Below are 13196 nucleotides of genomic sequence, written 5' to 3' on the forward strand. Positions count from 1 at the left end.
GTCGTCATCCGCGGCCGGCTCCTGCGTGGACCGCGGTGCCCTCCCAGTGGCCGACCAGCTCTGCGTACTGGGGGCTGCGGACCAGGAGTTCGGCATGGCTGCCCAGGTCCGTCCGGGCGCCGTCCAGGAGCAGGACGCGGCGGGCCCGGGTGGCCGAGACGAGCCGGTGGGCGATGACGATCAGGGTGCCCGGGCGGTCGGCGAAGGCGGCCTCCGCGCGCTCCTCGGCGACCGGGTCCAGGTGGCAGGTGGCCTCGTCCAGCACCACCACCGGGGCGTCCCCGGCGTGCACCCGCGCCAGCGCGAACAACTGCCGCTCCCCGCTGGAGAGTTCCGTGGCCGGGGCGCGGAGTCGGGCGTCCAGGCCGCCGAGCCGGTCGATCACCCCGGACAGCCCGACCGCCGCGGCGGAGCGCTCCAGGTGTGCCCGGTCCGCGCCGGGGGCCAGGTAGGCCAGGTTCGCGGCGACCGTGCCGGGGAAGACGTACGCCTCCTGCGGCACCAGCGCGAACAGCCGGCAGCGCAGGGCCTCTTCGAGGTCCGCGACCGGTCGCCCGGCCACGTCGACCGTGCCGGCGGTCGGCGCGACGATCCCGGTGAGCAGGGCGGCGAGCGTGGACTTGCCGATGCCGCTGGGCCCCACGATCGCGAGGTGGTCGCCGAAGGGGACGTCCAGGCCGAGCCCGTGCAGCACCGGCTCGGCGTGCGGCCCGTACGCGAATCCGAGTCCGCGGACCGAGAGGGCGGGGGTGCCCGGGCGTGACGCGGGCGTCGGCGCCGCCTCGGCGGGTCCGGCCGACGGGGTCCGGGGTGCCGGCTCCTCCGGCAGTGTGGCCGCCTCCGCCAGCCGGTGCAGCACCACGCCCAGCTGGCTCCAGTAGCCGGACACCGCACCGGCCAGCATCTGGAGGGCCGGCAGCAGGTGCGCCGCCACGTAGGTGGCCGCGCCGACCACCGCCCCGGGCGTGACGGATCCGTCCCGCACCAGACCGGGGCCGGCCAACAGCAGCAGGATCAGGGGTAGTTGACCGCCCAGCAGGACCACGGGCACCCGCAGTGCGGCGGCCAGCCCGACGGAGAGCTGCGCCTTGGCCACCCCGGCGGCCTCCTCGGCCACCAGCGCGGCCGCATGCGACTCGGCCCCCGCCGCCGTGATGTCCCGGGCCGCCCCGAGCGCGGCCCCGGTCCCGCGCGCCACCCGCTCCTCCGCGAGGACGAGCAGCCGGCGGCGGGTCGTCAGCCGCCGCATCGACCAGAAGAACACGCCCAGCGCCGGTACCAGCGGTGCCAGGACCAGCCCGGCGAGCAGCGGGTCCAGCGTGGCCAGCCCGAGCACGGCGGCCAGCAGGGACACGCTCAGCGGCCGGGCGGTGCGCAGCAGCGTCCCGGTCAGGTTGCGGACCGTGTCCACCTGGCCGTTGAGCTGCGCGACGGCCGCGGAGCCGCCGCCGCGTCCGCCGGTGGTGGCCCGCTCCAGCACTCCGCCGACCACCCGGCGCACCAGCGCGTCCCGCAGCCGTTCGACCACCTCGGCCAGGGGCGTGAACAGGGCGCGCTCGGCGGCGGCCCGGGCGAGGAACAGCCCGGCCAGCACACCGATCCAGGCCAGCCCGACGCCGGGCCGGCCGGCCAGGAAGCCGCGGTCCAGCGCGGCGGCGGTCACCCAGCCGGAGGCCAGGGCGGGGGCGGCCTCCACGACCGACCAGCCGGCGATCGCCCGCAGCGGCCGGCCGCGGCCGCGCAGCCCGTCGGCGAGCAGTCGCGCCGCGGGGGCACTGAGTCCAAAACGGGATGTCACCGCTGTTCGACGCGACACCGCTCCTCCTCCTTCTCCATGGGCAGGGGGGCCGGGCCTGGGGCGGGCCCGGTGGTGGCCGCCGGGCCGAAGACCGCCCGGTAGGCGGGGTCGGCCCAGAGCCGGTGGTGCGGCCCGAGGGCGCGGATCCGGCCGGCGTCCAGCCAGGCCACCAGGTCGCAGCGGGCGGCGGTGGCGGCACGGTGCGCCACCACCAGGCTGGTACGGCCGGCCAGTACGTCGGTCACCGAGCGGCTGACCTCGGCCTCGGTCGCGGTGTCCAGGCCGGAGGTCGCGTCGTCCAGCACGTGCAGCAGCGCCGGTCGCAGCAACGCCCTTGCCAGCCCCAGTCGTTGGCGTTCGCCGCCGGACATCGGGGTCTCGTCCAGCGGGGTGTCGTAGCCGGCCGGGAGCCGCTGTACGAAGCGGTCGGCGCGGGCGGCGCGGGCGGCCCGGACCACGTCCTCGCGGCTGACCCCGGGCCGGCCGAAGGCGATGGCCTCGTGGACCGTGCGCCCGTACAACTCGGGCCGCTCGAAGGCGTGTACGACCAGGTTCCGCAGCTGCTCCAGGGGCAGTTCGCGCACCGGGACGCCGCCGATCGAGACCTCGCCCTCGTCGGGGTCGGTGAGCCGCCCGGGCAGGCCGGCCAGCAGGCTCTTGCCCGAGCCGGTACGGCCGACCAGGGCGACGCAGGCCCCGGCGGGCAGGTCGAGGTCCAGCCGGTCCAGGACGGTCTCACCGGCGTGCCGGACGGTGACGCCGCGCAGGCGCACCGCGCCGTCCGCGGGGGTGGCGCTCGTCGTGCCCCCGGCGGGCGGTTCGTGGCGGAAGACGTCGTCGAGCCGGCGGGCGCCGGCCCGGGCCTGGGCGATGCCGAGCAGCCCGTCGATCTGGTCGACGATGCCGGAGGCCAGGGCGAGGTAACCGGTGACGGCCAGGAGTTCCGCGGGGCCGAGCCGGCCGCCGGCCACCGCGAGGCCGGCCACGGCCAGCACCAGTACGTCGGTGAGGGGCATCAGCAGCCCCAGGCGCCAGACGACCTCGCGCTGGGTGCGCCACATCGCGCGGCCGGCGGCGGACAGCTCGGGCAGCGGTTCCAGCACCCGCTCGGTCTCGGCGCCGAGGGTGCCCGCGGCCCGGATCGTACGGGCGCCGGCGAGCGCGGAGACCAGGCCGTCAGCGAGCCGCGACTGGGCCGTCAGGTAGTTCTCCTGGGCCCGTCCCGCCTCGCTCATGAAGCGCTGGGCGATCAGTACGGTCAGCGGCATGGCGAGCGTGAAGGCCAGGCCGGCCTGCCAGTCGGTCCACCACAGGCCGGCCAGGCCGGCCACCGCGCCCAGCAGCGAGAGCGCGCTCTCGGTGGCCCGGGCCGGCAGGCCCGCGGCCATCGGCGCCGACTGGACGACCTGGGTGACCGATTCCCCGACGGCATGCGGCGATCGGGGCCCCAGCGCCAGGAGGTGACGTACCGTCAGCATGCGGAGCCGGAAGGTGCCGGTGGCGTTCGCCGAGGCGGCCAGGGGGCCCACGGCCGCCTCGCAGAGCCCGCCGGCGACCAGGACCGCGGCCAGCAGGCCCGCCGGGCCCCGGACGTCGGTGCCGTCGAGCACGGCGCCCACCGCGGCGGCGAGCAGGGCGGGCAGGGCGACGCCGACCGCGATCCGGGCGGCCATCAGGACGGCCAGCGCGACGAGTCGCAGCCGGACGGGTGCCAGGGCGGCGCGCACCGGCCGCCGGGCCGGGGCAGGGGCGGCAACGCCGGTGCCCCCGACTGCCGTCGGGGGCACGACGCCGTCCGTGGCCTGCTCAGGCACCGGAGGCCTCGCAGGTCGCCGGGCACGAGACGCAGCAGGTGGTGCAGCAGCGCTCGACGGCCTGCGTCTCGGGCGCCGGCAGCAGTTGCAGGGCGTCGAGGTCGATCTCCATGGGGTTGTCCTCTCGTGGGGTGGACGCCCACCGGGCCGCCCCGAGTGCGGGGCGGCCCGGTGGCGGGGTGTGACGGGGGAGGTCCGGCCGGCGGGCGGCCACGGTGGTCGTGGCCGCCGCCCGGCCCGGGGCCTTCCGACCGTCAGGCCGCGCCGGTCAGCTCACACGTGCTGGGGCACGAGTGGCGACATGTGTAGGCGCACTCGGTGGCCTGCTCCTCTTCGGCGGGCAGCTGCTGAAGGGTGTCGAGGTCCAGCTCCATGACGGTTTCCTTTCGGCGGAGTTGACGGGCGTGGCGGCCGGCGGTGCGGTCCGGCAGGGAGTCAGGAACCGCTGACGATGCAGGTGCTGTCGCAGGTCACGCGGCAGGTGTAGCCGCACACGGTGGCCTGGTCCTCGTCGGCGGGCAGCTGCTGGAGGGTGTCGAGGTCGAGTTCCATGAAGGTGTTCCTCTCAGAAGGTCGTGGGTGTGCGTGGCCGGCTGTGCGCAGGTCCGGTACGGACTCAGGCGCCGGTGACCAGGCAGGTGCTGGGGCAGGTGGCCGTGCAGGTGTAGCCGCAGCCACCGGCCTGGGCCTCCTCGGCGGGCAGCTGCTGCAGGGTGTCGAGGTCGAGCTCCATGACGGTGTTCCTCTCAGAAGGGGGTGGTGCCGGGTGGGGTGGCGGGACCGTCCGGGGACGGCCCGCGGCGGGTGCTATTCGGCGCCGGTGGACCAGCAGGTGCTGGGGCAGGTGGTGCGGCAGGTGTAGCCGCAGATACCGGCCTGGTCCTCCTCGGCGGGCAGCTGCTGCAGGTGGTCGAGGTCGAACTCCATGACGTGTTCCTTTCGTCGCAAGGTGGAGCGGAAGGGGTGGGGACGCGGGCGACGGCGGTGCCGGGCGCCCGTTCGGCCGGGTGCCGGGCCGGCGCCGCGGCAGCCGCGGCGGTCCTACTCGGCGCCGGTGGCGAGGCAGGTCGCGGGGCAGCTCGCCGAGCAGGAGAACTTGCACATGTTCGTCTGCTCCTCCTCGGCGGGGAGCTGCTGCAGGGCGTTGAGGTCGAGGTCCATGACGGTGTTCCTCTCAGAAGGTCCGGAAGGGCGGGGTCAGTTGCCGGTGGCGAGGCAGGTGTAGGGGCAGCTCGCCGAGCAGGAGAACTGGCACGCGCTGGTCTGCTCCTCCTCGGCGGGCAGCTGCTGCAGGGCGTTGAGGTCGAGCTCCATGGCGATCACCTTTCGGTCGGGGGTGCGGCGGCGCCGCTGGGGTCCGGGCGTGCGCCCGGCGTCACGCCGTGTCGGGCGTGGTGTACGGGCACGTGATCTTGCAGGTCTGGCCGCACACGGTGGCCTGGTCCTCCTCGGCGGGCAGCTGCTGGAGGGCGTTCAGGTCGAGCTCCATGGGGATTCACCTCCCTTCGCGGGTCGGCGGGACGCGGTGGCCGGTCAGGACGGGTCCTGGCCGGTGGCCGGGCAGGAGGTGCAGCACGAGTAGCGGCAGGGCCAGTTGGCCTGCGCCTCCTCGGCGGGCAGCTCCTGGAGGGCGTCGAGGTCGAGCTCCATCGGGGTCACCCCCTCTCGGACGGGGGCGGGCCGGGATGGCCCTGCCCGGTGAGGAACCGCACCACCGATGCGACGACCGGATCGGCGGTTCCCGTCCCGAGCGCGGCGTGGCCGCGGTCGGGAAGCTCCAGGTAGTGGAAGTCGGTGCCCGGGCGGCGGCCCAGGGCCGTCAGACGCGCGACCAGGGTCCGCGAGTGGGCCACCGGCACCGAGTCGTCCCGGGCGCCGTGCACCAGCAGCAGCGGCGCCGCCAGGCCGGGGGCCAGCCGCTCCACGTCACGCGGTCCCAGCCGGTCCTGCGCGGTGGTGAGCCCGTCGAGCCGTTCGACCATGCTCCGGACCTGCGCCGACCCGTCGGCGTGCAGCCGGGGGCCGGACAGGAAGGGCGCCACGGCCGCGCAGGCGCTCCACGCGTCCGGCTCGACGGCCGCCGTCAGCAGGGCCAGGTAGGCGCCGTAACTCACCCCGTACAGGGCCGGCCGCTCGCGCCCGGTACCGCGCTCGTGGATCAGGAAGCGCGTGACGGCGGTGACGTCGGCCAGGTCCGGCCCGCCCCAGGCCCCGCTGACGGCCAGCGTGTGGGCGGCGCCGTAGCCGGTGCTGCCGCGCTGGTTGAGCGCGATCACCGCCGGGCCGGCCGCGGCCAGGGCTTGCAGGAACGGGTCGAAGGCCAGGGTCCAGCGGCTGTTGGGGCCCCCGTGCAGGGCCACCACGACCTGCCGTGCGGTGCGCCAGTCGGGCCCGTAGAGCACCGCCTCGACCGGGCCGTCCGCGCCGGCGAAGGTCTCCAGACGGGCCGGGAGGTGCCCGGGCCGGGCCGGTTCGGGGAGTTCGAGGGCGCCTCCGGCGGGCGGTACCCAGGCCAGGGTGCGCGGCCGGCCCGGATCGGAGTACGGCAGCCACAGGCCGTGCCCGGTCCACGCCGCGGTGGGCAGCAGGTCCCCCGGCGGCAGGTCGACCTGCCGCGCGGTCCCGGAGACCGGATCCAGGAGGGTGAGGAACGACCTGGCCCCGCAGGTGGTGAGCAGGGCCAGCAGTTCCCCGGCCGGGTCCATCGCCAGCGGGTGGACGACGCCCGGGAGACCGGTGTCGCCGTGCACCTCCCGCGGCGGGGCGTCGCCGTCCAGGTCCGCCACGGCCAGCCGGTGGCCGTCCGGCGCGGGCCGGGCGATCAGGACGCGCCCGGCGGCCGCGGCGAGGACGTGGGCCGGCCCGGGGCCGGTCTCCAGTTCCAGCAGGGCGCCGACCCGCAGGTCCAGGACGACCGGCCGGGCGACCCCGTCCAGCAGGCGGGTGAAGAGCACCCGGTGACCGAGGACGATCCCGCCGAGCAGGCTGCCCGGGACCCGGGCCACCTCCTCGAAGCGCGGCCCGTCCTCGCGGACCGCCGTGACGACGGTGTCCGGCGCCGCCCCGCCGCTGACCCCGAGGGCAAGGAGTCCGGAGCCCGCGGGGGCCGGCAGCAGCCGCAGCGGCCGCCCGCCGGGCACGGGTACGACGTCCCGGCGGCCCCCGGCGCCCAGCCGGGCGAGCGACTGCGCACCGCCCTTGCCGTACCAGGAGACCAGCACGTCCGTGCCGTCGAGGGGCAGGAGTTGGGTCCAGGTGGGATCACTGCCCAGCGAAGTCCGCAGGTCGAGCCGGGGACCGCGGTCCGCCAGGCGCCAGCCCTCGGCGAAGTGCCTGCCGTCGGTGTCGGTCGCCACGCAGGCGGCCCGCAGGCCGTCGGCGGAGAAGCAGAAGCTGGTGCGGACCGTCACCTCCGCGCCGGCCGGCACGGCCCGGCGGTCGTCCGGCGGCCGGACGGCGGTACCGGTGCTCACGGCCGCTCCTTCGTACAGTCGGCTGCCCCGTCCCGCCCGGTCGCCGGGCCGTCGGCCATCCACGGCCGCGGGCCGCCGTGCCGGAGCCGGAGCAGGAAGCCGAGGACCCCGCTGAGTCCCACGTTCCAGTCGGCGGTGACCTCCGACCCGCTCTCGTCGGCGATCAGCAGCCGGCCGTCCCGGACGGTGTGCCGGGCGTACAGCGAGGCGGCCAGTTCCTGCGCCCAGCCCCGGTACGGCCCGCCGACCGCGTCGGCCATGTCGAGCAGGAAGTCGCCGTTGCCGGCCAGGCCGTGGCAGGCCGCGGTGGGGGAGTTCCAGCGCGCGCCGCGGACCGCGACGGCGGCCTCTTCGGCGGCGAGCAGGTGGGCGGGGTCCCGGGTGTCCTGCCAGAGCCGGACCAGGAAGGTACCGACCCCGGACGCCCCGCTGCACCAGTGGTAGAGCATCCCGCTGCCGGGCGCGTCGTCCCGGCCGGTGCGCCAACGCGCGCCCCACGGCCCGCGCTCGGCCTCGGCGACCAGGGTGTTGCCGGCGTCCACGGCGGCGTCCAGGTACTTCTGCTCCCCGGTGGCCCGGGCGGCGGCCAGCAGCGTGTAGCCGACGCCGGCCACGCCGTGGGCGAAGCCGAGGTGCCGGATGCCCGCGAGCGCCGAGTCGAAGTCCTTGGGGACCGGCCAGTACACCCGGTCGCCCTCGTACTCGGCGGCGGCCAGCAGGTCGTCGGCGGCCTCGGCCGCGCGGAGCCGGAACTCCTCGCGTCCGGTGCGGTGCCACAGGTGGAGCTGGGTGAGCGCACTGCCGGCGGTGCCGTGGCAGACGTCGGGGTTGGGCCAGCGCACCGGCAGGCCGAGGGCGAACTCTTCGGCGTGCCGGGCGAGTACGGGGTCGTCGAGACGGCGCGCGGCGTCGTGCAGCGCCCAGGCGGTGCCGGCCCGGCCGAAGTACAGCCCGGGCAGCGGCTCGGCCACGTCGGTGCGGCGGCGGTCCAGCCAACCGGCGACCCCGGACAGGGCGGCGCGCAGGGCGTCCCGGTCGGTCGCGGGGCCGGCGTGCGTGTCGGCGAGGGTCAGCAGGGCGAGTATCCCGGCCGCGCCGTGCTGGACGTTGCAGGGGTCGCTGGTACTGCCGAAGCCGGTACTGGCCCACAGGCGCGGGGAGTTCGCGCCCGGGTCGGGGAGGGTGGCGAGCAGGTGCGCCAGGCCGTCGTCGATGAGCAGCTGCTGCAGGCGGGGGTCCAGCCGGTCGGCGGGCAGTTCGCCGTCCGCCCGGTCCGGAACCCCCTCGGCGGAAGGAGAGGCGGCGGGTGCGTCGAGGTCGATCCCGGCCAGGAACGCGTCGAGCCGGTCGAGGGTCCAGCGGGCCCCCGGGTCGTCGTGGGTCAGGCCGAGCACGGCCGGTGCCAGCAGGCGGACCGCCCGGTTGTGGACCGCGCTCATGGTGAGCAGTCCGGTCACCTGCTGCCGCCGGGAGGACGGCAGCGGGCGGTCCTCCGGGAAGGCGGGCGCGCTGCCGACGGACAGGTAGAAGAGGACCCCGCCCAGGGCGTACAGGTCCGACTCGAGGCCGGGCGCCGGGCCGAAGCGCGGCCCGCGGGCCAACTCGGGACCGGCGAACCCCTCGGTGAAGCCGCGGGTGGTCCACTGTCCGGGGCGCACCGCCAACTCCGGGTCGATCAGGCGCAGTCCGCCGTCCGGGCCCACCATGATGTTGTTCGGGGTGAAGTCCCGGTACACCACGCCCAGCGCCTGCACCCGCGCCAGCAGCGCGGAGAGCCGCCGGGCGGTCGCCACCACCAGCGCCGGGGCCAGGCCGGCGCTCCGGTCGGTGCGGTCCAGCTCGTCCTGCACCCATTGGGTGAGGGTGGCGCCGGGCAGGGACTCCTGGATCAGGAAGGTGTGCCCGTCGACGTCGAGCAGGTCGATGTGCGCGGCGGCGATCCCCTCGAGCCGGGCCAGTGCGGCGGACTCGCGGCGCAGTGCGTCCCGGGCGTCCTCGCCGGTCACCCGGGTGCCGACGTGCGCCCGGGCCTGCTTCACCACCACCTCGGCCCCGGTCCGGTGGTCGAGCCCGCGGTAGATGCCGCCGCGGGCCGAGTGCCGGATCGCCTCGCGGATCTCGAACCGGTCGGCCAGCAGGACCGGTCCGGGCGTCCTGGGCGCGGCGGGCGCGGCCGCGGCTTCCGCGGGGAAGGGGGACACGGCCCAGGCCGGCGGGCTGAACCACGGCTTGCGCAGGTCCTCCATCGTGGTGCCGTCCGGCGCCTGGATCCGCAGCTGGTGGCTGCCGTCGTTGGTCAGTACCGGCACCCCGCCGTACACGCCGTAGCGGTAGTGCACCAGGCTGCCCGGCCGCAGCGGGCGGTCGGAGAGGATGGCCGGGCCGGGCAGTCCGGCGGTGGCCTCGTCCAGGGCCGCGGCCAGCGCCCGCAGCTGCTCGTCGTCCGCCGGGTAGCAGGTGACGATCTTGCCGCACTGGGCGCGGTCGTAGCGGTCCGAGGTCATCTCCTCGACCACCGCGATGCTCTTGGCGAACTTGAAGCCGCAGCCGGCCGCGACCAGCACGGTCGCCGCGCGGTGCACCACCTCGGGCGCCGACAGCCGGGTCGCCGACAGGTGCAGCTTCCAGCCCTGGACGCGCTCCTGTCGCTCCGGCGGCATCACCCGGCACCAGGCGTCGTCCTCGGTGACGGTCCACCCCTGCGCGCCCTGTTCGGCGAGGACCGCCTGTGCCACGCCCCGCAGACCGAAACCGTCCGCCGAGCCGGCCGTCGCGTGCTTCTCGCTCGCCCCTGCGACCTGTTGCACCTGCTGCCTCCCGTCCGTGTGCCGTGCCGGCCACCGCACCCCGTCCGACCGCGGGCGGGCGACGCCGCGCCGGCGGATCGAGGGGTGTGGGGCCGTGTACTCCGGCGGTCCGCCGGTCACAGGAAGGACGCTAATGCGGCGGGTGGGCCCGGCAGATCGTGGATTCCCGCAGGACGGACCCGTATCCGGCGGCCCGCGGCGGGACTGCGGGAAACCACGACACGTACGTACGGGGACCCGGAAACGACGCGGCCCCGGCCCCCGCCCCGCGGGTACGTCGGGGGAGGGGCCGGGGCCGTCGCCGGGTGCGGCGGTCTAGCGGTGGCGGGTCACGCCGCGTCCAGCGCGCGGGCGAGCGCGCCGCGGCGGGCGATGCCCAACTTGTTGTAGACCCGCGTCAGATGGGTCTCCACGGTACGGACGCTCACGAACAGCCGGGCCGCGATGTCCTGGTTGGTGAGCCCTTCGAGCACCAGGCCCGCGATCTCGCGCTCCCGGGCGGACAGCACGGAGTCGGCCGGCCCGCCGGGCCGCAGCGGCGGCTCCGCCCGGTCCGCCGGGTGCGGCAGGCCCCCGGCGGGGCCCGCCCGGTGGCCGTCCGGGCGGCCGGCGGGGGAGCCGGCGGCCGGGTGTGCCTGGCGCAGCTCCGTCGCCGTCCTCCGCAGCCCGTGGGCGCCGGCCCGCTCGAACTGGCCCTCGGCGGCGGCCGCGGCCCGGTCGAAGCCGTCCGTGCGCCCCAGGGCGAGGGCGGAGCGTGCCGCCACCAGGTACGCCTGGCCGGCCTTGACCGGCATCCCGGCCGCGGCCAGTTGGTCGCCGGCCCGGCCCGCGAGCTCGGTGGCCCACTCGTGCTGTTCCCGTACGGCCGCCAGCCGGGCCTCGGCGAGCTGCGCCACCGCCGCGGTGATCGCCAGGCCCGGGACCCGGACGCCGGTCGCCTGCGCGACGTGCCCGGCGACCGCTTCGACGTCCCCCTCCCGCGCCCAGAACTCGGCCGCCAGCGCATGGCCGTTGACGGACATCGGGTCGGTGCGCGTCCCGTTGGGGGAGCCCAGCAGCCGGACCGCCTCCGCCGGCGGGATCGGGGTGCCCAGGGCCAGCGCCGCCTCGATCCGGACGTGCCGTACGAAGCCGGCCCACATCCAGGTCTCCGGCTCCGGGTAGCCCTCCAGCAGGGCCAGCGCCGGACCGGCGTGCTCGGGGCCGGCCCCCCACACCACCGCCCGCAGCCGCAGGCCCGCGGCCGGCGCCAGCATCTCCGTGGTGCCCAGCGCCCGGCCCAGTTCGAGCGCCCGGTCCGCAGCCGCCAGCGCCTCCTCCATCGGGCCGGACTGGGCCAGCAGGGCGGCCCGGACGACGTACAGCTCCGGCAGCATGTAGCGGTGCCGGTGGGTCTCGGCCAGCGAGATCGCCTCCTCGACCCGGCGGGCGCACCGGTGCGGGCGCTCCAGAAGGATCTCCGCCCAGCACAGGTCGGGCAGTCCGCCCAGCAGCCGCAACTGCTCGTCGGGGGTGAGGGAGTCGGCCAGCCGCTCCGCCGAGTCGAGGGCGTCGGCGGCGCCGGTCACCTCGCCCCGGATGATGAGGCTGAGGCTGCGCAACGCATGCGCGGCCGCGCTGAGTTCGGGGCGGTCCGCCGGAATGTCGAGGGCGTCGAGGCGGCCCAGACATCGGTCCCAGCCCCCGTTCATCATCTCCCGTCTGGCCAGGCTGATCCCCGTCTCCACCGGGGTGACCGGCCGCAGGGCGGGGGCCGCACCGTCCGGGGTGCCGGCGGGCCCCCGGGGGGCCGCGCCGGCACCGGACGGCGCATCGGTGGTGAGGCCCGCCTCGCGCAGCAGCCGGTAGGCGCGTTCGCCCCGGCCGCGCAGCCGTTCGCCCAGCGCGAGCAGGTCCGCGGCGGCCGTGGCACCTCCCTCCGCGACGGAGAGCAGCGGGCGCAGCACCTCGGAGGCCTCGTCCAGCCGGCCGGTGACCGTCAGGGCCCGCCCCAACAGCACCGCGGCCCGCCGCAGTTGAACACTGTCCCCGCGGTCGGCGAGGACCCGCAGCACGGTCCGCAGCCGCCGGATGCAGGTCTCGGGCGCCTGGTGCAGCTCGGCCCGCGCGATCTCGACCAGCCGGGCCAGCTCCGCGTCCGAGGCCGTGTACGCCACGTGCTCCACGTGCGCGGCCCAGTCGCCCGGGGCGGCCCCGCGCCGGTCGAGGTGGCCGGCGGCCCGGCGGTGCGCCTCGACCCGCCAGCCCGGACCGGCCAGGCGGTACCCCACCGACCCCAGCAGCGGCCGGCCGAAGCGGTACCACCCGGCGGTGCCGACCACGCAGCCGTGGCCGGCCAGCTCGTCGAGGGCGACGCGGACCTGCCGGGCCGGCAGCACCGCCACCTCCGCGAGCAGCGCGGCGTCGAAGGCCGGGCCCGCCACGGCGGCGGCCTGCAGCACGGCGCGGGCCGGGCCCGAGAGGGCGTCGAACTCCCCGAGCAGGTCCGGGTCCGGGTACCAGTCGTCGAGCAGGCCCGCCGAGCGGGGGTCGCCGGAGGCCAGCTCGGCCGCCAGGTCGTCGGCGAGGTCGGTGGCGAGGGCGGCCGTCAGGGAGTGCAGGGCGCGCAGCTGGCGGGGGTTGCCGCGGCCCGCAGCGATCAGCTGGCGCTCCCGGGCGGGCGGCGCGCCGGGCAGCAGCCGCGCCGCGTCGGCCGGGGCGAGCGGACCGAGCGCGATCCGCAGCACGGCGGCGTCCCCGAGGGTGCGGGCGAGCCAGGGCGGGCAGCCGCCCGAGCGGTGCGCCAGGACGAAGCCCAGCCGCTCGTCGGACGGCCCCCGCAGCAGGTGCTCCAGGACCCGCAGCGACTCCTCGTCGGCCCACTGGAGGTCGTCCAGGACCAGGACCACCGGAGTGAGCTCGGCGTGCTCCAACAGGGCGTCCCGCAGCCGCCGGTGCCTGCGGTGGCGCTGGGAGGCACCGGCGGCCGGCAGATCGCCGAACTCCTCCAGCAGGTCCAGGGCCGTGGTGTGGTAGAACGCGTGCATCAGCAGCCCGTACGGCACTTCGGCGTCGGCGGGCGTGGCCGCCGCCCGCAGCACCTCCCGGCCCGCCGCCGCGGCCCGTTCGGCCAGGGCGGACAGCAGCCGGGTCTTGCCGATGCCGGCGGTCCCCTCGACCACCGCGACCCGTCCGCTCCGGCGTCCCGTCGCCAAGAGCCCCACCAGGCCGTCGAGTTCGGCCGCCCGGCCGATCAGCGGTCCCGCCGAGGTCTCCTCGGCGCCCGGGGTGGTCGTCCCCGTATCCGTCACTCCTCGAAGCACGG

The 13196-nt window shown here is 76.9% G+C and carries 14 protein-coding genes; all 14 read right to left on the bottom strand.

From position 1 onward, the window contains the following. Positions 1-4 precede the first annotated feature (4 nt). Positions 5-1816 carry an ABC transporter ATP-binding protein gene (locus tag AB0O40_RS05710; protein ID WP_365036002.1) on the bottom strand — a complete coding sequence of 604 codons (1812 nt, stop codon included), beginning with the start codon at positions 1814-1816 and terminating at the stop codon, positions 5-7. Next, positions 1795-3585, bottom strand: coding sequence for an ABC transporter ATP-binding protein (locus AB0O40_RS05715; protein ID WP_365036003.1), 1791 nt, complete (start codon positions 3583-3585; stop codon positions 1795-1797). The genes AB0O40_RS05710 and AB0O40_RS05715 overlap by 22 nt, the downstream gene beginning before the upstream one ends. Before the next feature lie 19 nt (positions 3586-3604). Continuing rightward, a complete protein-coding gene (locus AB0O40_RS05720) occupies positions 3605-3724 on the bottom strand; it encodes an ALQxL family class IV lanthipeptide (RefSeq protein WP_365036006.1) in 120 nt (39 codons plus the stop codon). 142 nt (positions 3725-3866) lie between these two features. Beyond that, positions 3867-3986 (bottom strand): ALQxL family class IV lanthipeptide, encoded by a 120-nt coding sequence (locus tag AB0O40_RS05725; RefSeq protein ID WP_365036008.1) that lies wholly within the window; start codon positions 3984-3986, stop codon positions 3867-3869. A gap of 61 nt (positions 3987-4047) precedes the next feature. Next, the gene (locus AB0O40_RS05730; protein WP_365036010.1) at positions 4048-4164 is read right to left on the bottom strand and encodes an ALQxL family class IV lanthipeptide; all 117 of its coding nucleotides are present in this window, start codon (positions 4162-4164) and stop codon (positions 4048-4050) included. Between the two features lie 64 nt (positions 4165-4228). Next, positions 4229-4345, bottom strand: a complete 117-nt coding sequence (locus tag AB0O40_RS05735; RefSeq protein ID WP_365036012.1) for an ALQxL family class IV lanthipeptide — start codon at positions 4343-4345, stop codon at positions 4229-4231. 74 nt (positions 4346-4419) lie between these two features. Then, positions 4420-4539: an ALQxL family class IV lanthipeptide gene (locus AB0O40_RS05740; protein ID WP_365036013.1), complete on the bottom strand. Its 120-nt coding sequence runs from the start codon at positions 4537-4539 to the stop codon at positions 4420-4422. A gap of 114 nt (positions 4540-4653) precedes the next feature. Continuing rightward, positions 4654-4773, bottom strand: coding sequence for an ALQxL family class IV lanthipeptide (locus AB0O40_RS05745; protein WP_365036015.1), 120 nt, complete (start codon positions 4771-4773; stop codon positions 4654-4656). A gap of 36 nt (positions 4774-4809) precedes the next feature. Then, a complete protein-coding gene (locus AB0O40_RS05750; protein ID WP_365036018.1) occupies positions 4810-4926 on the bottom strand; it encodes an ALQxL family class IV lanthipeptide in 117 nt (38 codons plus the stop codon). A gap of 61 nt (positions 4927-4987) precedes the next feature. Beyond that, on the bottom strand, positions 4988-5101 hold the full coding sequence (locus tag AB0O40_RS05755; protein ID WP_365036020.1) for an ALQxL family class IV lanthipeptide: 114 nt from the start codon (positions 5099-5101) through the stop codon (positions 4988-4990). 44 nt (positions 5102-5145) lie between these two features. Further along, a complete protein-coding gene (locus AB0O40_RS05760) occupies positions 5146-5262 on the bottom strand; it encodes an ALQxL family class IV lanthipeptide (RefSeq protein WP_365036023.1) in 117 nt (38 codons plus the stop codon). 5 nt (positions 5263-5267) lie between these two features. Further along, positions 5268-7085 carry an alpha/beta fold hydrolase gene (locus AB0O40_RS05765; RefSeq protein ID WP_365036026.1) on the bottom strand — a complete coding sequence of 606 codons (1818 nt, stop codon included), beginning with the start codon at positions 7083-7085 and terminating at the stop codon, positions 5268-5270. Next, positions 7082-9892, bottom strand: coding sequence for a class IV lanthionine synthetase LanL (gene lanL / locus AB0O40_RS05770; RefSeq protein WP_365036028.1), 2811 nt, complete (start codon positions 9890-9892; stop codon positions 7082-7084). Before lanL ends, AB0O40_RS05765 begins: the two co-directional genes overlap by 4 nt. Positions 9893-10221: 329 nt before the next feature. After that, positions 10222-13182 (bottom strand): AAA family ATPase, encoded by a 2961-nt coding sequence (locus AB0O40_RS05775; RefSeq protein ID WP_365036030.1) that lies wholly within the window; start codon positions 13180-13182, stop codon positions 10222-10224. Positions 13183-13196 lie beyond the last annotated feature (14 nt).

This window comes from Streptomyces sp. NPDC089919 (genome assembly GCF_040684615.1).
GTDB lineage: Bacteria > Actinomycetota > Actinomycetes > Streptomycetales > Streptomycetaceae > Streptomyces.